General features: G+C 51.2%; 17 protein-coding genes. 16 read left to right on the top strand and 1 reads right to left on the bottom strand.

Features of this window, described 5'->3' with window-relative positions; all coding sequences use genetic code 11:
- The first annotated feature begins 75 nt into the window (after positions 1 to 75).
- The 5 genes from prmA (at position 76) to ACSR9A_RS14100 (ending at position 4,733) form a co-directional block, all read left to right on the top strand.
- Positions 76 to 1,074, top strand: coding sequence for a 50S ribosomal protein L11 methyltransferase (prmA, locus tag ACSR9A_RS14120; protein WP_473757787.1), 999 nt, complete (start codon positions 76 to 78; stop codon positions 1,072 to 1,074).
- On the top strand, positions 1,071 to 1,745 hold the full coding sequence (locus ACSR9A_RS14115) for a site-2 protease family protein (protein ID WP_473757786.1): 675 nt from the start codon (positions 1,071 to 1,073) through the stop codon (positions 1,743 to 1,745). The genes prmA and ACSR9A_RS14115 overlap by 4 nt, the downstream gene beginning before the upstream one ends.
- 231 nt (positions 1,746 to 1,976) lie before the next feature.
- The gene (locus ACSR9A_RS14110; protein WP_473758016.1) at positions 1,977 to 2,756 is read left to right on the top strand and encodes an RsmE family RNA methyltransferase; all 780 of its coding nucleotides are present in this window, start codon (positions 1,977 to 1,979) and stop codon (positions 2,754 to 2,756) included.
- A gap of 4 nt (positions 2,757 to 2,760) precedes the next feature.
- Positions 2,761 to 4,191, top strand: coding sequence for a tRNA (N(6)-L-threonylcarbamoyladenosine(37)-C(2))-methylthiotransferase MtaB (mtaB, locus tag ACSR9A_RS14105; RefSeq protein WP_473757785.1), 1,431 nt, complete (start codon positions 2,761 to 2,763; stop codon positions 4,189 to 4,191).
- A 110-nt stretch (positions 4,192 to 4,301) separates the two neighbouring features.
- The gene (locus ACSR9A_RS14100) at positions 4,302 to 4,733 is read left to right on the top strand and encodes an NUDIX hydrolase (protein WP_473757784.1); all 432 of its coding nucleotides are present in this window, start codon (positions 4,302 to 4,304) and stop codon (positions 4,731 to 4,733) included.
- A gap of 22 nt (positions 4,734 to 4,755) precedes the next feature.
- Here ACSR9A_RS14100 and ACSR9A_RS14095 read toward each other — a convergent pair whose 3' ends face one another.
- A complete protein-coding gene (locus tag ACSR9A_RS14095) occupies positions 4,756 to 5,730 on the bottom strand; it encodes a Na/Pi cotransporter family protein (protein ID WP_473757783.1) in 975 nt (324 codons plus the stop codon).
- 103 nt (positions 5,731 to 5,833) lie between these two features.
- On the opposite strand from ACSR9A_RS14095, the gene ACSR9A_RS14090 reads away from it, so the two are divergent.
- The 11 genes from ACSR9A_RS14090 to floA all read left to right on the top strand — a co-directional run bounded on the left by ACSR9A_RS14090 (position 5,834) and on the right by floA (position 22,624).
- Entirely contained in the window at positions 5,834 to 7,213 is a 1,380-nt protein-coding gene (locus tag ACSR9A_RS14090) for a class I SAM-dependent rRNA methyltransferase (RefSeq protein ID WP_473757782.1), read from the top strand.
- Positions 7,214 to 7,365: 152 nt separating this feature from the next.
- Positions 7,366 to 10,953 carry a helicase-exonuclease AddAB subunit AddB gene (addB, locus tag ACSR9A_RS14085; RefSeq protein WP_473757781.1) on the top strand — a complete coding sequence of 1,196 codons (3,588 nt, stop codon included), beginning with the start codon at positions 7,366 to 7,368 and terminating at the stop codon, positions 10,951 to 10,953.
- A complete protein-coding gene (gene addA, locus ACSR9A_RS14080) occupies positions 10,928 to 14,920 on the top strand; it encodes a helicase-exonuclease AddAB subunit AddA (RefSeq protein WP_473757780.1) in 3,993 nt (1,330 codons plus the stop codon). Before addB ends, addA begins: the two co-directional genes overlap by 26 nt.
- An 86-nt stretch (positions 14,921 to 15,006) precedes the next feature.
- A complete protein-coding gene (locus ACSR9A_RS14075; protein WP_473757779.1) occupies positions 15,007 to 15,624 on the top strand; it encodes a hypothetical protein in 618 nt (205 codons plus the stop codon).
- 129 nt (positions 15,625 to 15,753) lie between these two features.
- Complete coding sequence (locus tag ACSR9A_RS14070) at positions 15,754 to 16,098, top strand: histidine triad nucleotide-binding protein (protein WP_473757778.1); 345 nt, start codon at positions 15,754 to 15,756, stop codon at positions 16,096 to 16,098.
- Between the two features lie 43 nt (positions 16,099 to 16,141).
- Positions 16,142 to 17,071, top strand: coding sequence for a polysaccharide deacetylase family protein (locus tag ACSR9A_RS14065; protein ID WP_473757777.1), 930 nt, complete (start codon positions 16,142 to 16,144; stop codon positions 17,069 to 17,071).
- A 143-nt stretch (positions 17,072 to 17,214) separates the two neighbouring features.
- A complete protein-coding gene (locus ACSR9A_RS14060; protein ID WP_473757776.1) occupies positions 17,215 to 19,149 on the top strand; it encodes an FAD-dependent oxidoreductase in 1,935 nt (644 codons plus the stop codon).
- Positions 19,150 to 19,249: 100 nt separating this feature from the next.
- On the top strand, positions 19,250 to 19,423 hold the full coding sequence (gene rpsU / locus ACSR9A_RS14055; RefSeq protein ID WP_046230300.1) for a 30S ribosomal protein S21: 174 nt from the start codon (positions 19,250 to 19,252) through the stop codon (positions 19,421 to 19,423).
- A gap of 15 nt (positions 19,424 to 19,438) precedes the next feature.
- Positions 19,439 to 19,882, top strand: a complete 444-nt coding sequence (locus tag ACSR9A_RS14050; protein WP_046229920.1) for a GatB/YqeY domain-containing protein — start codon at positions 19,439 to 19,441, stop codon at positions 19,880 to 19,882.
- A 313-nt stretch (positions 19,883 to 20,195) separates the two neighbouring features.
- Positions 20,196 to 21,584 carry an NfeD family protein gene (locus tag ACSR9A_RS14045; RefSeq protein ID WP_473757775.1) on the top strand — a complete coding sequence of 463 codons (1,389 nt, stop codon included), beginning with the start codon at positions 20,196 to 20,198 and terminating at the stop codon, positions 21,582 to 21,584.
- A 47-nt stretch (positions 21,585 to 21,631) separates the two neighbouring features.
- On the top strand, positions 21,632 to 22,624 hold the full coding sequence (gene floA / locus ACSR9A_RS14040) for a flotillin-like protein FloA (RefSeq protein WP_056029336.1): 993 nt from the start codon (positions 21,632 to 21,634) through the stop codon (positions 22,622 to 22,624).
- Positions 22,625 to 22,633: the final 9 nt, after the last annotated feature.

Raw genomic sequence — 22,633 nt, 5'->3', positions numbered from 1 at the left:
AATACATATTTTGTGCATCAATGCGGATTGGTGTACAATAGATGTTAGTTTTTCACACTGGAGGCGTAGAAGCAAATGAAATGGCATGAACTTACAATCTCGACGACGGAGCAAGCGATTGAGATGATTTCTAACTTTTTGCATGAACGGGATGCGGACGGGGTTTCCATTGAAGAATCCGGCACGCTGAACAAAGAACGGGACACGTCCCTCGGTCAGTGGTATGAGACACCGCTGAATGATATTCCGGAAGGACATGCGGTTATAAAGGGGTATTTTTCGGAAGGAACAGATATCGCCGCTTTGAAAGCAGAGCTTGTAGCACCGATCGAACAGCTTCGTGAATTCGGCATTGATCCAGGCGATTATGAAATTACTTCGCAAATGGTAGATGAAGAGGACTGGGCAACGGCATGGAAGCAATATTTCAAGCCGCTTAAAGTATCGGAAACACTGACGATAAAGCCGACGTGGGAAGAGTACGAAGCTGCGCCGAATGAGAAAATTATTGAGCTTGACCCGGGCATGGCCTTTGGGACAGGTACACATCCAACAACCTCCCTCTGCCTGCAGACGCTGGAATCCGTCATTAAGGGCGGCGAGGAGATCATTGATGTTGGTACAGGCTCAGGCATTTTGGCGATTGGGGCTTGCAGATTGGGTGCCAGCCGTGTGCTTGCGCTTGATCTCGATCCAATTGCAGTCACAAGTGCGACGGAAAATGTGCGTCTGAACGGGCTGGAGGAGCAAGTCGAGGTTAAGCTCAGCGATCTGCTTGGCGTATTAGGCGGCAAAGGGGCACGCGGATCTGTTGGTTCAAATGAGTCCACGACGGTCTCGGTGCCAGTCGATCTGGTCGTTGCAAATATTTTAGCGGAAATTATTTTGCTGTTTATTGATGAGGTTTATCAGGCGCTGAAACCGGGCGGGCTGTATATTTCCTCCGGCATTTATAAAAACAAGGAAGAGCTTGTGGAGCAAGGGCTTGTGAAAGCCGGCTTTACCGTGGAGGAAATACGCCGCGATGAAGACTGGGTTGTATTCGTAGCACGCAAGCCGCAGGTAACGCAATGAGTATGGAAGGATGGTTTGCTTATCCGACCGCTGAATTGCCGTTTGCTGTGCTTGTGCTGATTATTGCTTTCACCGTTCACGAGTTTGCGCATGCTTACACGGCGTACAAGTTCGGTGACAATACAGCCTATGATGCCGGCAGGGTAACGCTGAATCCGCGCGTTCATTTGGATGTGCTGGGGATGATTTTAATTTTGCTTGCTGGCTTTGGCTGGGCCAAGCCTGTACCGGTAAACCAAAATCGCTTTAAGCATCCGCGCTTAATGGGCGTTATTGTGACAGCGGCAGGTCCGCTTAGCAACTTTGTGCTCGGACTGCTTGGCATTATTCTTTATTATATCAGCATCAAGTCGGGACTGTACCATATGGGCTCCATTGGCGTACAGGATGCTTTGCAAGTATTTTTCTCTTATTTCATATCGCTCAACTTTTTGCTGTTTATTTTCAATTTGATTCCATTGCCGCCGCTTGACGGTTACCGGATCATTCAAAATCTCGTACCGCTTAAAGTCGGGTATAAAATGGAGCAGAACATGCAATGGGGAATTATTATTTTCCTGCTGCTGTTGTTCATTCCACCGCTTCGCGCGGTGACCATTAGCCCGATTCTTAATTTTTCGCAGGAATTGGCAGCCAATTTTATGGGCCTGATCGGCGGATTGTTTATTTAATATTTCTCGGATTGAAACGCGCCGCGCCGCCAAAGGGAGAAGGGCAGCCGTTTCACCTTGAAATATAAGAATTTATAAGTTTGACACATATAAATGGGCTTATATTTCTCGGATTGAAACGCGCTGCGCTGCCAAAGGATGGCGCCTGCCGTTTCACCTTGTTTGGCACGGTTTGGTCATGGATTTTCGACATGAAAACATGCTATTATGAAGGATGGTTATGTAGACAATATGCAGCGGTATTTTATAGCGAAAGAGCAGTTTGCAGATGATGAGGTCCGCTTGCTTGGGGAGGATGCTTTCCACGCTGTGCGCGTCATGCGGATGAAGGCAGGCGATACGTTTATAGCAAGCGACGGCGAGCAGCGGGTCGTGCTTGCTTCGGTGCGTGAAGCGGCGTCCACCGAAGTTGTGGCGGATATTGCAGAGGAGCTTCCCAAAAATAGCGAGCCGAGCTGGCTCGTTACGATTGCCCAAAGCTTGCCGAAGGGCGACAAGATGGAATTGGTCATTCAGAAGGGCACCGAAATTGGCGCCTATTCGTTTGTCCCGTTCCAGTCGGAGCGCATGATTGTGCAATATGACGGCAAGAAGGAAGCAAAGCGTCTGGAGCGCTGGGGCAAAATCGCCAAGGAAGCCGCGGAGCAGTCGCATCGCTGCCGCGTACCGGCTGTAGAGCCGGTACGAAGCTGGCGCGAGCTGGTCAAATCGATTGCTTCCTATGATTTAGTTTTGTTTTGTTACGAACGAGAAGGCGATGCAGCGGAAGGCGTGGGCATTAGGCAGGCGCTATCTAGCTGGCGCTCTAACAGGGTAAACGATACTTCCGCTCCGAGCGTATTGCTAATGGTGGGGCCGGAGGGCGGCTTTACCGAGCGTGAAGCAGATGAGGCAGAAGCAGCAGGAGCCATTATTGTCGGCCTCGGCAAAAGGATATTGCGGACGGAAACCGCAGGTATCGTCGGATTGACATGCTTGCTGTATGAAGCTGGAGAAATGGGAGGAGTATAACAACATGCCATCGGTTGCATTTTATACATTAGGCTGCAAAGTGAATTTTTACGACACGGAAGCGATATGGCAGCTTTTCAAAAATGAAGGCTACGAGCAGGTCGATTTCGAAGCGACCGCTGATGTTTATTTAATCAACACCTGTACGGTGACCAATACAGGCGACAAGAAGAGCCGCCAAATCATTCGCCGCGCAGTGCGCCGCAATCCGGATGCCGTTATAGCGGTAACAGGCTGCTACGCACAGACGTCCCCAGCCGAAATTATGGCGATTCCCGGCGTCGATCTTGTTATCGGTACGCAGGATCGCGAGAAAATCATGACATTTGTCGATCAAATTCATGCGGACCGCCAGCCAGTCAACGCTGTTCGCAACATTATGAAGACGCGCGAATTCGAGGAGCTGGATGTGCCTGATTTTGCCGAGCGCACGCGGGCATTTCTGAAAATTCAGGAGGGCTGCAACAACTTCTGCACCTTCTGCATCATTCCATGGTCGCGCGGCTTGTCCCGCAGCCGGGATGCGCATAGCGTTGTTGAGCAAGCGAAGCAGCTGGTTACGGCAGGCTACAAGGAAATCGTGCTTACGGGCATTCACACTGGCGGCTATGGCGACGATTTGGATAACTACCGTCTGAGCGATTTGCTGTGGGATCTGGATCATATCGAAGGGCTGGAGCGTATCCGTATCAGCTCGATTGAAGCAAGCCAGATCGATGAGGCAATGATTGATGTGCTGAATCGTTCTACGAAAATGTGCCGTCATCTCCATATTCCACTGCAGGCCGGCGAAAACTCCGTGCTGAAGCGGATGCGCCGCAAATATACGACCGAGGAATTCGCGGCGAAAATCAAGCGTATCCGCGAGGTTATGCCGGGTGTTGCCATTACCACGGACGTTATCGTTGGATTCCCTGGCGAAACGAATGAAATGTTCGAGGAAGGCTTCCGCTTTATGGAGGAGCTGGGCTTCTCGGAAATGCACGTGTTCCCGTACTCCAAACGGACGGGTACACCGGCAGCGCGCATGGAAGATCAAGTGGATGATGAAATTAAGAATGAACGCGTCCACAAGCTGATCGACTTGTCCGAGCGCATGCAGCTTGCTTATGCAGAGAAGTATGTAGGCGCTGTGCTTGATATTATTCCAGAGCGCGACTACAAGGGAGCTCCAGGAACGGGACTTGTTATGGGCTATTCCGACAACTACATTCAAGTTGTATTCAACGGCTCCGAAGAATTAATCGGGAAGCTGTGCCGCGTTAAGGTTACCGAAGCTGGCGTCAATGAATGCCGTGGCCAGCTCGTGCGAGTGCTGGAAGGCGAAGTGCCGGCACTTCGCGGCTCTGAGACACACAGCTTTGTGCTGGAGCTGGATAATGAGCAGGATCAGCAAGCTGCTGTTCATACAAATGCAGAAGCATTAAGAGCATAACAAAAGGCCATTCAATGTGCGCGGATTTCGGTCGCTGGCTTCGCTAGTAGGCAGCGGCTGGAATTTTCGCTATTGCGATATGATGTCAATCAGGCAAGGGGGAAACAGGTGTGAAGGAAATATCAGCAGGAGGCGTCGTCTACCGCCGCACGGAAGAAGGCAAGCTGCAAATTCAGCTTATTCAGGATCGTTATGGCAAAGTATCGCTTCCCAAAGGCAAGATGGAGACAGGCGAAACCGTTGAGCAGACCGCATTGCGGGAAATTGCTGAGGAAACGGGGCTTCAGGGCAATATCGTAGCACCTATTGACCAAATTAAATATCAGTACCAGCATGATACCTATGGTACGGTCGATAAAGAGGTTCACTATTACCTGGTTGAAGCCATCGGCGGCGATTTGCAAGCTCAAGTAGAAGAAATTCGCGGAGTGGATTGGTTCGAGCCGCTTGATGCATGGAGACGCCAGAAGCAATCCGGCTATGACAACAACAATCGGATTGTCTCCGGCGCATTAGAGCTCCTCGGCATACCATTTACATAGCTTATAGTGCAGGGTTGGAAGTTTAGTTTGGGTGCGGCGCCCGCCGCAGTGCTGGCAAATAGCAAAGCGGCAGGGCAAGCAGCGAGCTGAAAATATTAAACAGCGTTTGCGCATGGGCAATTTGCGCTGCTGGAGCTGCGGTCAGCCAAGCAGATATTTCAGCGAGCAGGCCAACAAACGGCATGAAAAGCAGCGCGCCACCGACATTCAGCGTTATATGGGCGAGCGCAACGAATTGTCCCGCGCGCGATCCGCCAATGGAGGCGAGCAGTGCTGTGACGCAGGTGCCAACGTTTGCGCCTAGTACAACGGCAATGCCAACCTCTAGCGGCATCGCTCCGATTGCCGCAAAACCCATAATAATGGCAATGACAGCCGTGCTGCTATGCACGGCTGCGGTTAGCACCGCACCGGCGGCCAGCCCCCACCAGAGGCTGTCCGCCGTTTTGCTCATAAACCAGTCAAACATGGCGCTTTGCTGAATGTCCGGGCCGACGCTTTGCATCATCGCCATGCCGGCGAGCAAAATGCCAAAGCCGAGCGTAGCAACGGAGGCGGAACGAATCGTGTTTAGCCAGCCGCCCGTCCTTAAGGCGGGAATAAGCTGCAGCTCGCCGAGCAGTGCGGTCAGCAGCCAGGCGGAGACGGAGAGAATGAGCAGCGGCATTGTGAGACGCTCAAGGCTCAGCCCAAGCAGCTCCGTCGTCAGGCAGGTGCCGATGTTGGTGCCAAGAATGATGCCGAGCGTTCGCCGAAAGGTGAGCAGCCCGGCATTGACGAGGCCTATAGAGATGACGGTAACGGCTGTGCTGCTCTGAAGAAAAGCAGTAGAGATGGCGCCAGCCGCCAGTCCGTGAATGGGCGTAGCGGTAAACCGCTGCAAAATACGATTCAATTGTGTGCCGGCAAGGCGATGCAGCGCCAGCTCCATCAGCTTCATGCCGCTCAAGAATAATGCAAAGCCGATCACAATCGGCAAAATAATAGAATGAAGCATGGGCTGAATCTCCTTTTCTAAAAACGAGTGACAGATGTACCCATACATATATGCAGCAAACAAGACAAGCATGACAAGCATGAGAGAGGTTGGTTTTGCCATAATGACGAGAGCAAGGATAGCGCTGCAGCGCGGGCGCAAAAAACGTTTGGAGCAGGGCCACCCATGGGTATATGCAAGCGAGATTGATAAAATGGAAGGCACCGCAGAGCCGGGCGGCTTGGTTGACGTAGTCAGTCACCAAGGACGTTATCTGGCAACGGGCTATTGGAATCCTAAATCGCAAATTACGGTGCGTATTATTTCGTATAAGCAGCTTGAGGCAATGGATGCTGCGTTTTTCCACGATCGTTTCCAGCAGGCGAAGGAGCACCGCAGCCGTTTTGTGCCGGATCAGGATTGCAGGCTCGTATACGGAGAAGCTGATTTTTTGCCAGGCCTGACCGTTGACCGCTTTAATGATGTGCTAGTCATCCAATTGCTGACACTCGGCATGGACATTCACCGCGATGCGATCATTGAAGCGCTTATCCAGGTGTTTGAGCCGCGTGGCATCTATGAGCGCAGTGATGTCGGCGTTAGACAGCTGGAGGGCTTAGAGAAGCGTACAGGCGTGCTGTACGGGGAATGCCCGGCGATTTTGGAAATCGAAGAAAATGGGCTTAAGCTTGAGGTTGATATTGTGGAGGGCCAGAAGACAGGCTATTTCTATGATCAGCGTGAAAATCGCGCCTCCATCGCTCCGCTGATGAAGGGCTGGGGCCTGCGCAGCGGCATTAAGCTAATGCCGAAGCCTGCCGAGGACAGCAGCGCGAGTGCAGAGACAACAGGGGAACTCGTTCCAGTCAATGCAAATGGCAAAGAGGTCACCTTCCCCTACTGGGACGGTGCTACGGTGCTGGAATGCTTTGCGCATACGGGCAGCTTTACCTTGCACGCCTGTAAATACGGGGCGAAGAAAGTGACCTGCTTGGACATTTCCGAGCATGCCATTGATACGGCGCGCCGCAATGTGGAACGCAACGGCTTTACCGATCGCGTACAATTTGTTGTAACCGATGCTTTTGATTACTTGAGACTGCAAACGAAGGGGCTGGAGGAGCGTCTGGAGCGCAGCCGTGCAGGCACGGATACGTCCAAGCCGATCAGCGGCGGCGGCCAAACCTGGGACGTTGTCATTTTGGACCCTCCGGCGTTCGCCAAAACAAAAAATGCGGTAGCAGGTGCTGTCCGCGGCTATAAAGATATTAACTTGCATGGCATGAAGCTGGTGAATGAAGGCGGCTATTTGGTAACGGCGAGCTGCTCCTACCATATGCGTCCTGATTTGTTTCTGGAGACGATTCAGGAGGCCGCAGCCGATGCAGGCAAGCTGCTTAGGCTTGTGGAATGGCGGGCGGCAGGCAAGGATCATCCGCAGCTGCTTGGCGTAACAGAAGGGCATTACTTGAAATTTGCCATCTTTGAGGTGCGCAGCAAATAACGGAAACCTCTTGAACGGCGAGTATGCTTTTTGCTCGTTCAAGAGGTTTTTTTGCCAAATATTTAAGAACGTATGTTTGAAGTGCTCGTGAAAAGTGGCTACGGGTATGGTAGTATGGTTGATAATAGAACCGTAACGGAAGGTAGGGCTGCATGATGCCGCTTCAATTAGTGCTGGGCCGCTCGGGAGCGGGAAAAACGACATATTGCCTGGATGCGGTTCGCGGCAGGCTGAGCGCAGACCCGGACGGGGCTCCGCTAATTTTGCTCGTGCCCGAACAGGCGACCTTTCAGTCCGAGTATACGCTGCTTCGAGGCAGCGGCTTGCAGGGAATGATTCGGGCGCAGGTGCTGAGCCTGCGCAGGCTTGCTCTTCGCGTCATGCAGGAAACCGGAGGAACAGCGCTTATTCCAATTGGCGACGAGGGCAAGAATATGCTGCTCTATAAAATCGTACAGCGGCTGGGCAATCAGCTGGAGCTATTCGAGCATGGAGCGGGAAAACCGGGCTTCATTGAGCGTCTTGGGGAGCTGTTGACCGAATGGAAGCGTTATGGCATTAATTCGGCGATGATTGCAGAGCGCAGGGAAGAGGCAGCTTCTGCCCTGCAGGACTCAGCCTTGCTGAAGCGCAAGCTGCATGACTTGCAGCTTGTATACGAGAAGCTGGAGACCGAGCTCGCTGGGCAATATTTGGATTCGGAGGATTATTTGGCTCATCTGTCGACGGGGCTGTCCGAATTTTCAACGATTCGAGACACGGAAATTTGGATAGACGGGTTTAATGGCTTTACGCCAAAAGAATATGTCGCGCTTAGCTCGCTTATTAGCAGGGCGAAGAAAGTGACGATTACACTTAAGCTGAATCGAACCTATGCGGATGGTGAGCGGCCAGGAGAGCTGGATTTGTTTCATCCTACAGCAGACGCTTATGTAAAGCTGAGGGAGCTGGCGGAGGGCTTAGGCGTTGAAATGCTGGAGCCTATTATGCTCGGCACGCTTGGCCGTACAGTAAACGATGGCGGTGAAGCGGCGGACAGGTTCAGCAGCAGCCCTATGCTGGCTCATTTGGAGCGCCACTACGGGGGCCGGACGCAAATGGCGCTTTCTAATCCGGCTATGCTGGATGCAGCCAGTCCATTATGCGGCCTGTCGCTGCATGCGGCAGCAAATCGGCGAACCGAGGTGGAGCTGCTGGCGCGCGATATGCTGCGCCGGGTAAGGGAAGATAGAACAAACTGGCGCGATATGACGGTTATGGTGCGGAATACGGGAGATTATAGCGACTATATCGAAGCTGTTTTTCAAGAATACAATATCCCCTATTTCCTTGATCAGAGGCACACCACCGTTCATCATCCGCTGGTCGAGTTCATACGCTCCGCGCTGGAGACGGTGCTGCATAATTGGAGCTATGAGGCGGTGTTCCGCTGCATTAAGACGGAGCTGCTGTTTCCGCTTGACGGAAGCATTCCCCGTGATCAATTTGATTGGCTGGAAAACTTCGTTTTGGCGGCGGGCATTGATGGCTGGAAGTGGCTGGATGAAAAAAGATGGCGTCCATTCATTGTCGAGTCGCTTGAGGAAGAACAGGATGCAGCGGCCAATGCGCCATCCATGCGTGCGAAGGCGGAGTTCGAAGCAGTCATGGCGGCGCGCGGCGTAATCGTCCCGCCATTGCAGCAGTTTGGCAAAGAGCTGGAGAAGGCTTCAAATGTCACCATGATGTGTGAAGCTTTATACCGCTTGCTTGAGCATACGGGGGCGGCGGATCGGCTGGAGCGCTGGAGCCGCGAGGACAGCGAGGCTGGGCGTGTACAGCGCTCACGCGGTCATCGCCAGCTGTGGGATGGGGTCATGAATTTGCTTGACCAATTGGTCGAGCTCGTCGGAAATGAACCGCTGTCCGCCGATATATTCGTTGGCATGCTTGAGACAGGACTGGAAAGCCTGAAATTAGGAGCCATTCCGCCTGCTCTCGATCAGGTGCTGGTAGGCAGCATGGACCGGACGCGTTCCGGACAGGTACAGATCTGTTATGTGCTGGGAGCCAATGATGGCGTCATGCCGATGCGTTTTCAGGAGGATGGCGTACTGACGGATCAGGAGCGGGAGCGGCTGGCTGAGGAAGGCTTGGTGATGGCACCTGGCGTCAAGCGAAGGCTGCTCGATGAGCGCTTTCTGATTTATAGTGCGCTCACAACGCCGAGCCGCCATTTGTGGATGAGCTGGTCAGAGGCAGATGAAGAAGGAAAAAGCCTGCTCCCATCCGAAATTATCAGGCAGGTAAGACAGCTGTTTCATGGGCTGCCGATACAGCAAGTGCAGGCGGAGCCTACGCCGGCTATGTCTGTAAAGGAGCAAAGGGAATATATCCAGCATCCAAAGCGAGCCTTGTCTTACTTAATAACGGAGCTGCGCGCTTGGAAGCAGGGTAGCGAGATTGCTCCTTTTTGGTGGGAGCTTTACAATTGGTTCGCAGTACGTCCAGAATGGCAGGCGAAGCTTGCGCTGCTTACGAAATCGCTTGGATATGTGAATCAGGAGGAGCTGTTGACCGCTGATACGGCACAGCAGCTTTATGGCGTTCGCTTGAGGGCGAGTGTCTCGAGAATGGAGCGCTTCGTGTCGTGCCCTTTTCAGCATTTTGCCATTCATGGGCTGAAGCTGCGCGAGCGTAAAATGAACCGGCTGGAAGCGCCCGATGTGGGACAACTATTTCACGCCGCGCTCAGCCGATTGGCCGGAGAAGAAGGGCTTGGCCACGCTTTCGGCTCGGCTTCCGAGCGTGAAATCCGCGCGGCGGCGGTTCATACGGTGGACGAGCTAGCACCAAGGCTGCAATCGCAAATATTGCTGAGCAGCGGCCGCTATCGCTATATTGCCCGCAAGCTTAAGGAAATTGTAGCGCAGGCGGCCATTATGCTCAGTGAGCATGCCCGCCGGGCGGCGTTCCAGCCAGTCGGTCTGGAGGTTGATTTTGGGCCTGGCGGAACGCTGCCGCCGCTTATCATTCCTTTGCAGGATGGACAGTCCATGGAAATAATCGGGCGAATCGACCGGGTAGATGCTGCGGATACGGAGCAGGGCCTGCTGCTGCGCGTGCTGGATTACAAGTCTAGCGTGACTCAGCTGCGTCTGGAGGAAGTGGCCTTTGGGCTTTCCCTGCAAATGCTGACGTATTTGGACGTATTGGTGACGCATTCTTCCGGCTGGCTTGGAAAGCAGGCATCGCCTGCGGGCGTGCTTTATTTTCACGTGCATAATCCGCTGCTTGCGATGTCGAATCAAATGCCGGAAGCGAAAATCAAGGCAGAGCTGCGCAAGCGCTTCAAGCTGAGAGGGCTCGTTACGGCGGAAGCAGAGGCGGTGCGCCTCATGGATAATCAGCTGGAAACGGGATACTCCGAGCTATTGCCTGTAGCGCTTAAGAAGGATGGAGCTTTCTATAGCAGCTCTTCCGTCGTGACGGACAAGCAGTGGGACATTTTGCGGGATTCCGTCAGGAGGACGATTAGCGGAATTGGCTCGGAAATCAGCTGTGGCAAGGTATCGATTGAGCCGTACAAGCTTGGGACAAAAATACCTTGCCAATATTGTGATTATAAAGCGGTTTGCCAGTTCGATCCGCTGTTTGACGGCAATGAATATGTGCGGCTTCGCAAGCCTTCAACGGAAGAGCTATGGCAGCGGCTGGAGAAAGGAGAAAGCATCGATGACGGAAATGATAAAGGCCATTAAACCAGAAGGCAGCACCTGGACCGATGAGCAGTGGAGCGCCATTGTAACAGAAGGATCCAACATCCTTGTAGCTGCTGCTGCTGGCTCTGGCAAAACGGCTGTGCTGGTGGAGCGCATCATTCGCAAAATTTCTTCCGCGACCGATGTGGACCGTTTGCTCGTTGCGACTTTTACGAAAGCGGCAGCTGCGGAAATGAAGGAGCGGATTCGCCTTGCGCTGGAGAAGGAGCTGGATCGCCAGCCTGAATCTGAGCATTTGCGGCGCCAGCTTGCGCTGATGAACAGATCGTCGATCACGACACTTCATTCTTTTTGTCTAGATGTTATTCGCCGTTATTATCCGCTGATTGGGCTTGATCCCGGCTTTCGCATCGCCAATGAGACAGAGAGCGAGCTGCTGCGGATGGAGGTGCTGGATCAGCTGTTTGAGGAAAAATATGACGAGGCTGATGCCGATTCTGGCGCCGGTGGCGCTTTTCTGGCGCTGGCGGACCGGTTGGGCGGAGAACGCGGCGATGAGCCGCTGTACAAGCTCGTACAGGATCTGTATGCTTTTGCGCAAAGCCATCCATGGCCTGAAGAATGGCTGCGAGAAACGGCTCAAAGCTTTAATGTGCAAAATGCAGCCGAGCTTCAGCACAGCAGCTGGGTTGCCAGCTTGCGCGACGATGTGGAGCTGGCGCTTGCCGGCGCGGAGGCTCTGCTGCGGAAGGGGCTTGATTTAACGCGCGAGCCTGCTGGACCAGCGCCTTATGCTGCCAATTTCGAGGACGATCTGGCACTTGTCCTCATGCTCAAGACTGCCGTACAGGAAGGCCCTTGGGAGCAATGGTTTGAGCCGTTCCATACGGTGGAATTTGGGAAATTAAAGGCGATGCGCGGCGACGAATATGACAAATCGCTGCAGGAGCAGGCGAAAGATTTGCGGGACGGTGCCAAAAAGCTGCTCGGCACATTAGCCGATGAGCTGTTCGGGCGTACGCCGGAACAGTTTTTGGAGGAGCTGCAGAAGCTGGCTCCATTAATGGCGGCGCTGAGCGAGCTCATTATTGATTTTGGCAAAAGGTATGAAGCAGCGAAACGGGAGAAGGGGCTGCTGGATTTTGGCGATCTGGAGCATTATTGCCTGCGCATATTGCGCACGGAAGACTCGTCCGTAGAGCAGACACTGCCTTCGAATGCGGCGCTGGAATACCAGAACCAATTCGATGAAATTTTGCTTGATGAATATCAGGACATGAATATGGTGCAGGAAGCGATTGTAACGCTGATATCAAGACCGGGAGCGGGGAACCGTTTTATGGTTGGCGATGTAAAGCAAAGCATTTACCGCTTCCGGCTTGCGGAGCCAAATCTATTTATGCATAAATACAAAAGCTACGCGGTTCAGACTGCTCAGCCGGGCATGGACGAAGCGGATAAAGAAGCTGCCATTCATGCATCGTCAATAGCTCAAGCTGCTTCTTCCGATGAACAATCAGCAGGCTTGCGCATTGATCTGGCGCGCAACTTCCGCAGCCGTCAAGAGGTAGTTGACGGCGTGAATGATGTATTTCGCGGCATTATGCGGGAATCCGTAGCCGAAATGGATTATGATCAGCGCGCAGAGCTTGTATGCGGCGCTTCTTATCCAGCAGCAGAGGAAACGGGCGCATACGAAGTAGAGCTGATTGTCATCGATAAGGCCGGCTCTGTCATCGCGGAGGATAAAGTGCAGCCAGAGGATGAGGAAGAGGGGCAAGACGCTGCTGAGTCGGCGGAGGATTTGCAGACAGCGCAGCTGGAAGGCCGGCTGATTGCGCGGAAAATCCAATCGCTTATGGACAGCGGCTACCGCGTTTATGATGGCAAAAACAAACGGAGCCGTCCGTTGGAATGGCGGGATATCGTTATTTTGCTGCGCGCGACATCGCAGTGGGCGCCTATTATCATCGAGGAGCTGCAGGCTGATGGGGTACCCGCTTATGCCGAGCTGAGCAGCGGCTATTTTGATGCCATTGAAGTGCAGACGATATTGTCCCTGCTTCGTGTCATTGACAATCCGTATCAGGATATTCCGCTCGCAGGTGCGCTGCGATCTCCTATTTTCGGCTTGGACGCCGAGGAGCTGGCGCTCATAAGGATAGAAAAGTCCGGCGTCAGCTATTTTGAAGCGCTGCTAGCTGCTGAAGGCAGCCTAACGCTCCCAGAGGCGTTGCGCCAGAAGCTGACTCATTTTCTCGCGCAGCTTGAGCGTTGGCGCAGCGAGGCCAGACAGGGCGCGTTGGCTGACCTCATTTGGCGTATTTATCGTGAAACCGCTTATTATGATTTTGCCGGCGGTCTCCCTGGCGGCACGCAGCGCCAAGCGAATTTACGCGCTTTGCATGACCGCGCTCGCGGTTACGAGGCAACCTCTTTCCGGGGCTTGTTCCGGTTTTTGCGTTTTGTAGAGCGAATGCGCGATAGCGGAGGGGATCTTGGCACGGCAAGGGCGCTCGGCGAGCAGGAAAATGTCGTCCGCATTATGTCGATCCACAAGAGCAAAGGGCTGGAGTTTCCCGTCGTGTTCACGGCAGGTCTCGGCAAGTCATTTAACCAGCAGGATTTGCGGAGTGCTTTTCTGCGTCATAAGCAGCTCGGATTCGGACCGCGATTTGTGGATCCACAGCAGCGTGTCAGCTATCCGACATTGCCATTTCTAGCCATTCGCCGCAGGCTGCGCATGGAAATGCTGGCCGAGGAAATGCGGATTTTATATGTGGCTCTCACCCGCCCAAAGGAAAAAATGTTTCTGGTCGGTACGGTTTCAGATGCAGCTAAGAAGCTGCCAGGCTGGCTGGCAGCTGTTGACGCAAGCGGCAGCATACCGGATTTTAAACTGGCATCGGCAACGACTTTTTTAGATTGGCTTGGACCGCTCGCCGCATCAAGCTTTGAGCAGCAGGATGCAGAGGAAATAGATCAGCTATCCGGCATGAGAAGGCTGGAATGGCGATCAGGCTTCGTTGCAGCGGCGGTATTCAGCAGTGAAGCAGCAGCAGCGCTCCAGCCAAATGAGGGCCTTGAGGAGAGGGAGCTGCGGCTGCAAGGCATTCTTTCGCTGGCGCAGCTTGAGCTGCAGCCGGAGGAGCAGGACAGCGAGCTGAGCGAGCGATTGGATTTTCATTATTCTCATCAAGCTGCAACTCTTTTGCCGGCCAAAACGTCTGTTACTGAGATTAAACGTCTTCATGGGGAAGCTCTTGCTGACCGCGAAGCGGCTCCTTTGTTTGACACTGGAGCCGCAGCGATGAATGATGTGAATGCAAGCGGCAGCTATTCATCGTCGGAGCCGTTAGAACATCCGGAGCAGTCGGGTGTCGCAAGGGAGCAAGGAGAAGCGAATAATAGCAATGACCTACAGCCAGCGCCTAGAGGCTCCTTCCGCTTGCGCCGTCCGCGGTTTATGGAGCAGATTTCACTTACAGCGGCGGAGAAAGGCTCTGTCAATCACCTTGTCATGCAGCATATACCGCTTAATGGCACAGTTGACGGGGACGTCGTTATTAAGACGGTCCGCGGCATGGTAGAACGCAAGCTCTTGACAACGCGTCAAGCGGAGGTTATTGATGCCATGAACATTGCTGCTTTTTTCGCAAGCCCTCTTGGCTTGCGCCTGCTGGCAGCCGGTGAGGTCAAACGCGAGGTGCCATTCAGCTGCATGCTGTCTGCCTCGCGGGTGCACCCTTCTGTTGCTGACGAAGCAAAGGACGAGCAGATTTTAATTCAAGGCGTGGTGGACTGTGTGTTCGAGGATCAGCATGGATTGGTCCTGGTCGATTATAAAACGGACCGGATCATTAATCAGCAATGGGAGCAGGCAGCAGAGCGCCATCGGTTTCAGCTGGAGCTTTATGCGGAAGCGCTCGAAGCCGTTTTGCTGCGTAAAGTAGCGCAGTGCCACGTATTCTTTTTTGATGGCGGGCAGTCGGTGCGACTTCGTTGAAGCTGGAGCAGCACCTTTATGGCGAAGAGGCAGCAATAGCTGTAATTATTTATAGTAAGGCGATTTAATTTTAGGGGGAAGAAAGCGTGTCAGTAGAGCAACAACCGCCGAAGAAAAAGCCGATTGCATTGGCAATCACTATCGTGCTGCTGGTGTGCAGCCTTAATGGAAACATGTTTTTATATTCGCAATATTTGTCCAACATTCAAGAGAAGAAATATGAGACTGGACAGCGTGTCGCTTCCGATGCCATCGGCGCCGCAGCATTTTATAATGCGGTATTGCCTGAGCTTGAAAAGCTGGGGAAATCAGCGGAGCTTTTGGAGCGGAATGAGGCCAAATTCAGTGCAGGCGCGGCTTTCCGTCATGTGGATCATGTGATGGATTATTTGAAAGAAGCGCATCAGTATAATGGCACGGAGTTTGCTAGCGGCAAGCTGGAAGCTTATTTTAACGCGGTGCAGCAGTCGTTGGCCAAGGTCGGCGGCCATGAGGGTGCCCTAACGGCAGCCGAGCAGGCTTATCTAACGAAGCTTCAGCAGGCATTCAGCAAGCAGCTGGAAGCTGTAATGGCTTTTAATACAGATACATTGGAAAGCAGAAGCTTGTCCATTCAAATCGGCAATGGCTACAACAATTGGCTGGAAATTGCGGATAAGCTGGAGCAGGCGATAGGCGAACACACAGATGCCCGGTTGCAATAGCTGCGAGCCGTCAAAAACCTATGCCGATCCATCTTTTATCCTATAGGAAGACTGAGGGGATTGGACGAGCTTTGCTCATTCCGTTATGATGGAATAAGGTTGTATAACATAATTTAGGGGGAGTTTTGAATGGATTGCATTTTTTGTAAAATTGTCGAAGGTAAATTGCCGTCAACTAAAGTGTATGAGTCGGATACAGTCATTGCTTTTAAAGATATTAAGCCGGAAGCGTCCGTACATATTTTAATCATTCCTAAAAAGCATATTGCCACAATGAATGATGTGACCGCAAACGACGATGCTGTAATGGCTGAGCTGTTCACAGCAGCACGTCAAATTGCGATCGAGCAGGGCATTGCCGAATCTGGCTACCGTTTAATTAACAATGTGAATAGCGATGGCGGCCAGTTGGTGTATCATTTGCATTTCCATTTGCTTGGAGGCGAGAAGCTGGGCCCGCTAAATGCGGAATAAGGCAAAGCTGAACATGCAATAAAGGTTTTTGAAAGGAGTTTGTATGTCCCGTTCCAAAAAAAATATCGCTGCCGGCCTATTGTCATTCGTCCTTCTAATCGCTGTCTATGCTACAGCAGTAGCCCATCCAGGGACGGTTGTTACGAAAAAAATCTGCACCTCTTGGGAATTAGCCAAAAATAGAGCGTTTATTATGACGCATAAACAAGCAAATCAACCGCTGCTGGATTCAAAAGCGTTGACGCTGGCGGACAATGCTGATCGGGTACCCGTATTGATGTACCACTACATTGCTCCAAAGGCTGACATTAGCGAGCCGGACAACAATTCCATGATTAGTTTGGAATCGTTTGAGCAGGGGATGGAATATTTGCACACGAATGGCTACAAGACAGCGACGATGGAGCAGCTCGAGAAATATATAAATGGCGAAGGTGTTTTGCCGGATAAGTCGGTCGTTATTACGTTCGATGATGGGTATCAAAACAATATTATTTATGCTTATCCTATTTTGAAAAAATATGGCTTTCACGCGACGATGTTTGTTGTTGGAACCCATATTCAACAAAAGACGGCAGCATTCGATTCGAAAAAAACAAGCTTTCTTTCCACTGAGGAAATGAAAGCGTCGAGCGACGTATTTGAATATCACAGCCACACCTATGATTTGCACAAAAAAGGGACAGCGGTTTGCGGCATTGCCTATTCTTCGCTTGCAGACGCCAGCCTGATTACGAATGATATTCACCAAATAAAAGAGCTTGGCATTGACTCGCCTTATTTTGCTTACCCGTACGGCGAGGCGAACACACAGATTATTTATCATTTGCGTGAAAATGGTTATCGGATGGCGTTCTCCGTACGCAGCGGTTTTGCTGAGCCGGGAACCGATCCAATGCTGGTTCCGAGGTTGACCGTTACTTCTTCTACGGATATGCATACGCTGCTTCATCCGGAAGCCATTGTGCATTGATGCAGTTTAGGCGCAGCATTCGCATGATACGCTGGCTCCTAATGAGAAGCGGAAGCCTGCTCTTTTTCGGCCAATGAAGTCTATTAATCTAGTAATAAAAGCTTTGCTGCTTGGCGGCATTCATAATTCGGAGGTTATTTTAGTTGTTGAAGAAGAAATATAAAATGTTGACGATCGTTGCTCTCGCTTTTTTGATGCTGGTCGGTTGCTATTATTTATATAAATTTAAAGCAGCTTCTATCGATCGTTTGTCCATTGACCGTGTTCAAGCGCCCTTTACGAAGGTCGAATCGGTTGAGGCCGTAAAGTCGAGCTATGATTTAATTGTCGTCGGTACCGATCCGGAAGGAATAATGGCTGCTGTGTCTGGAGCCAGAAATGGGCTGAGCGTGCTGCTGCTTGAAGGCAGAGACCGCGATATTTTGGGCGGTTTAATGACGCTGGGCGGGCTGAATACGCTCGATTTGAATTATTCCCCAAATCAGCCGTGGTATTATCGCTATTTGCACAAATCGAAGTTTTTGAATGAAGGGTTATTTCAGGAATGGTTTGATCAGGTAGAAGGCAGCTCGGTTGATACACATACGGCGGCCAACGTCTTTTACAAAATGATTAAACAGGAGCAAAACATTGATTTGCTCATGCATGTGCAGAAGATGGAGCCGATTTTGCAGCAGTCTGGCGAGAATATGCAGCTAACTGGGCTGTCGATTACTAAACCGGATGGCAGGGCCGAGAAGGTTGCGGCAAAAGTAGTCATTGATGCTTCGCAGGATGCTGATATCGCTGCCGCCTCTGGCGTTCCTTACTCTATTGGGCGCCAGGATATTGGCGAAGGCAAGGCGAAGATGGCAGCAACGCTCGTGTTTAGAATGGACAATGTGACGAACGAGGCTTGGCGGAATTTCAAAGGGCTGGAAGGCTTAGGCTTAGACAGCACGAGCATTTGGGGATTTGGCGATGCCAGAAAATATCCGCCAAGCGATCCCGAGAAGGTGAAAATTCGCAGTCTTAATATAGGCAGGGAAAACAATGAAACGATGTTGTTTAACACGATGCAGATTTATGGAGTTGACCCGCTAGATCCGGAATCCGTGGCTCGCGGCATGGAAGTCGGCAAAAAAGAGTCGCCACTCATCGTTGACTATTTAAAAAAGACATACCCACAGTTCGCCAATATGAACTACGCGGGTACTGCATCAGAGCTGTATATAAGAGAATCACGGCATATTTATGGCGAGTACAGGCTGACGCTGGCCGATGTGCTGGAAAATCGGGATAAATGGGATGCAATCGCTTATGGCTCCTACGATGTTGATATTCAAAGCATCAACTACAGCGATGTGGGAACAATTATGCTAAGCCCGATGCAATATGGCGTTCCGTTCCGCAGCTTGGTTCCACTTAAAGTCGATGGGCTGCTCGTAGTCGGACGCTCAGCCAGCTTTGACACCATTCCTCATGGCAGCGCAAGGGTCATTCCGCTAGGCATGGCGACGGCAGAAGCTGCAGGAGCGGCGGCGAGCCTTGCCATTAGCAACGAAATCACGGTCAGAGAGCTGTCCCAATCGACGGAGCTCATCAGCAAGCTGCGCAAGAAGCTCGTTAAGCAGGGCATGGACTTGACCTATGAAAAGTTCGAACAGCCTGCTTACATGAAACACAAGGACTATAAGGGCCTTGTGGCAGCAGCCAGCATGTATATGACGTCTGGAAGCTATTCGAATGAGGCATGGGACCTTGATGGCTCGATGAGCATTGGGCGCTATTTGAACAAGCTTAGAACGCTCAAAAAAGCGCATCCTGACCAGTTCCCCGGTTTTCCTGACGGTGCGGTCAAGGATATGAAGGATTTATTGACTGGACCATTGACATTGGAGCAGTCGGCCTATATGCTGGCACTGACGGCTGGGCTCGATACGACGAGAGAAGCGGCGCTTAAGGATCTCATTTCCCGTGGCTGGATTAGTGAGGAAATCATTGGTCAAATGCTCAATGTAGAAGAGCTGACGAATGGGGATACTTATATGATGTTCTACGATATTTTGAAAAATGGATTTGGCATTGTTTACGAGTGAAATTAGTGAGTTGACACTGTATTTTGTTTTGACTTATAATGGAGTTTGATAAACCGTGTTTAATGCTCTGGACGGTCTGTTTCGGAGGGAGGGAAAACTTGTGTCTGAAACTAAGGTTAAGAAAAATGAAACCATTGACTCTGCACTTCGCCGCTTTAAACGTTCTATCGCTAAAGATGGCGTGTTGGCTGAGGTTAAGAAACGCAAACATTATGAAAAGCCGAGTGTAAAGCGTAAGAAGAAGTCCGAGGCTGCTCGTAAGAGAAAGTTTTAGGAGGCTCTTAGTATAATGAACCTGAGCGAAAGATTGAACGACGATATGAAGCAGGCCATGAGGAATCAGGACAAGTTCCGGCTTACAACCATTCGTATGATGCGTGCGTCAGCTAAAAACTTGGAAATTGATTTGAAGCGTCCTCTGGACGACAGTGAAATGCTTGATATCCTAAGTCGTGAGATCAAACAACGTAAAGATTCCCTCCAAGAATTTAGCAAAGCCGGCCGTGAGGACCTGGTAACAGGTCTTAACGCAGAAATTGAAATTATTAGTCAATACCTTCCCACGCAGCTGACCGAAGAAGAGATAAAAGCGATAGTAACGCAGACCATCCATGAACTCGGTGCTTCTTCCAAAGCCGAGATGGGGAAAGTCATGGGCGCCTTGTTGCCTAAAACAAAAGGGCGCGCTGACGGTAAACTAGTAAATCAGCTCGTACAACAATTTCTGCAATAACGATATGTTCGGACGAAAACATCCCTTCCGAGGGGTGTTTTTTGCTTTTTAAAATATAAGAATTTATAAGTTTCACACTTATAAATTCTTATATTTCACCCTTGAAACGGTAGCTTGGCGCCAGAGGACGGCGACAGCCGTTTACGCTTGATTCAGTTATTCATAGGTGGATGCGCATGAAAAAGGACTCTGTTTTCTTATCAAATAGGTCAGTTGGCGTAAGTTGGTGTAAGCTATTTAAGCTTATTTTGCAACGTTTCAGGGTAATCCTTCGTAATAACGAATATAATGGCTATAAAGGAGGGGTGGAAGGTTGAATATAAAAAAATGGCGCCAAACCGCTTTCTGGTCGAAATTAGCTGTTTTTTCAGCATTGGTTGTCGCCTTAGGCAGTGGCCTGCTGGTCGGTATGCAGCCTGTAAAGGCACAGCAGCTTGCCGCGGATGAAGCTGGTGGAGCGGTCTACATTGTTCCAGTCAAACAGACGATTGAGAGCGGGCTTAAATCATTTTTGGAGCGCGCTTACAAAGAAGCGGCCGAAGCAAAGGCGGAACGTGTCGTTCTCGTTATTAACACGTTCGGCGGAGAAGTAACCAGCGCAGAGGAGATCGGGGAGGTCATCCGCAAAAGCGCAATTCCTACAACTGCCTATATTGAAGGCAAAGCGGTGTCGGCAGGTACTTACATTGCGCTCAATGCGCAAAATATTGTAATGGAGCCGGGAAGTACAATTGGCGCAGCGGCTGTCGTTGATGGCGGAGGCCAATTGATTGATAACCCGAAAATCGTCTCCTATTGGACGAAGACGATGATGGAGGCTGCAAAGCTGAATGGCCGGGATGCGAATATTGCAGCTGCCATGGTGGATACGACAGTGGCGGTTAGCTTGCCGAAAGCAGGCATAGAGAAGCCGGCAGGGGAAATATTATCCCTATCCGCCGACGAGGCGCTGGCTAGCGGCTACGCGGAGCATATCGCAGCTTCTGTAGGGGAAGCTATTACATGGCTGAAGCTTGATCAGAAGCAGCTCATTTCGTTTGAGCCGTCGCTGGCTGAGAAAGTATCACGCTGGCTCGTTAATCCGTATGTGATGACTGTGCTGCTCATCCTTGGTATTGCGGGCATCGTAGTTGAGCTTCTGATGCCAGGCTTTGGTGTGCCGGGCATTCTGGGAATCATTTCTTTCAGCTTGTATTTCTTCGGTCATTATGTTGCCGGATTTGCAGGCATGGAATCGATTGTTCTCTTCGTTATAGGCTTAGCTTTGCTCATTATCGAGGTATTCGTTCCAAGCTTCGGCATTTTGGGACTGTTAGGCGGCGCAGCACTCGTTGCTGGTGTAGTTACCGCAGCATCCGATCCGATGACGGCGTTTATCTCACTCGTCACAGCGCTCGTTGTGGCTGTTCTTGTGATGTATTATATTTTCAGAAAATATAGACATAGAGGCATTTGGAATAAATTCATTCTTCGCGATAAGCTGACGAAGGAAGAAGGTTATGTATCCGCAGATGAGAAAGACAGCCTGCTGGGACTTGAGGGGGTTACCCTTACTCCGTTAAGACCTGCTGGAACAGTACAAATCGGTGAAGAGCGGATTGATGTCGTAACGTCAGGCGAGTTTATTTCAACTGGAGCAAGCGTTGTCGTCGTCAAAGCGGAAGGTACTTGGGTAGTTGTGAAAGAGACAATGAAAGCATAACATAAGCGCGACTCAGCGCTTAACTAAAGCAATGGAGGTATTTATAAATGGGTCTGGATCCGGTTGTTTCAATATTGATTATAGCGGTTATTGTTATTATTGCGTTGTCCGTCTTCCTGAGCTTTTTTCCAATTATGCTCTGGATTTCCGCACTTGCGTCGGGTGTTCGTATCGGTATTATTACACTTGTTGCCATGCGCTTACGCCGAGTTGTCCCGAGCAGGATTGTTAATCCGCTCATTAAAGCTACGAAAGCCGGCCTTGGGCTGAATATTAATCAGCTGGAAAGCCATTTTCTCGCTGGCGGTAACGTTGACCGCGTTGTCAATGCATTGATTGCGGCACAGCGTGCCAATATCCCGCTCGTGTTCGAGCGTGCGGCTGCCATTGATCTTGCTGGCCGTGATGTGCTTCAAGCGGTGCAAATGAGCGTTAATCCACGTGTCATTGAGACACCAACGGTTGCAGCAGTAGCGAAGGACGGTATTGAGGTTAAAGTTAAAGCGCGTGTTACTGTACGTGCCAACATTGAGCGACTTGTCGGTGGTGCTGGTGAAGAGACCATTATCGCCCGTGTCGGCGAGGGTATCGTTACGACGGTCGGTTCGGCAAATTCCCATAAAGACGTTCTTGAAAATCCAGACATGATTTCCCGTACAGTTCTCGGGAAAGGGCTTGATGCTGGTACAGCTTTCGAAATCTTGTCCATTGATATCGCGGATGTAGACGTAGGCAAAAACATCGGTGCCCATCTCCAAACGGAGCAAGCTGAGGCCGACAAACGGATTGCCCAAGCGAAAGCAGAGGAACGCCGTGCAATGGCAGTAGCGCAGGAGCAGGAGATGAAGGCGCGAGTTATTGAAATGCGGGCGAAAGTTGTGGAATCCGAATCGCAAGTGCCAGTTGCTATGGCTGAAGCGCTCAAAAACGGAAAAATCGGCGTCATGGATTATTTGAACCTGAAAAACCTGGAGTCGGATACACAAATGCGTAATTCCATTGGCAAGAGCGACGCCCCAACCGAAAAAAATGACAATTAATAATGGAGA

It is taken from the genome of Paenibacillus sp. R-74696 (assembly GCF_055814915.1).
The sequence above is the reverse complement of the archived record's forward strand: the minus strand, read 5'-3'. Positions and strand labels throughout refer to the sequence as shown.

Excerpts from the sequence above, each read along its gene's own strand:
- ACSR9A_RS14095 (WP_473757783.1), bottom strand. The coding sequence starts at position 5,730 with ATGCTTCATTCTATTATTTTGCCGATTGTGATCGGCTTTGCATTATTC.
- ACSR9A_RS14050 (WP_046229920.1), top strand. The coding sequence starts at position 19,439 with ATGAACCTGAGCGAAAGATTGAACGACGATATGAAGCAGGCCATGAGG.
- ACSR9A_RS14090 (WP_473757782.1), top strand. The coding sequence starts at position 5,834 with ATGACGAGAGCAAGGATAGCGCTGCAGCGCGGGCGCAAAAAACGTTTG.
- ACSR9A_RS14070 (WP_473757778.1), top strand. The coding sequence starts at position 15,754 with ATGGATTGCATTTTTTGTAAAATTGTCGAAGGTAAATTGCCGTCAACT.
- addB (WP_473757781.1), top strand. The coding sequence starts at position 7,366 with ATGATGCCGCTTCAATTAGTGCTGGGCCGCTCGGGAGCGGGAAAAACG.
- floA (WP_056029336.1), top strand. The coding sequence starts at position 21,632 with ATGGGTCTGGATCCGGTTGTTTCAATATTGATTATAGCGGTTATTGTT.
- mtaB (WP_473757785.1), top strand. The coding sequence starts at position 2,761 with ATGCCATCGGTTGCATTTTATACATTAGGCTGCAAAGTGAATTTTTAC.
- prmA (WP_473757787.1), top strand. The coding sequence starts at position 76 with ATGAAATGGCATGAACTTACAATCTCGACGACGGAGCAAGCGATTGAG.
- ACSR9A_RS14065 (WP_473757777.1), top strand. The coding sequence starts at position 16,142 with ATGTCCCGTTCCAAAAAAAATATCGCTGCCGGCCTATTGTCATTCGTC.
- ACSR9A_RS14110 (WP_473758016.1), top strand. The coding sequence starts at position 1,977 with ATGCAGCGGTATTTTATAGCGAAAGAGCAGTTTGCAGATGATGAGGTC.
- addA (WP_473757780.1), top strand. The coding sequence starts at position 10,928 with ATGACGGAAATGATAAAGGCCATTAAACCAGAAGGCAGCACCTGGACC.
- ACSR9A_RS14115 (WP_473757786.1), top strand. The coding sequence starts at position 1,071 with ATGAGTATGGAAGGATGGTTTGCTTATCCGACCGCTGAATTGCCGTTT.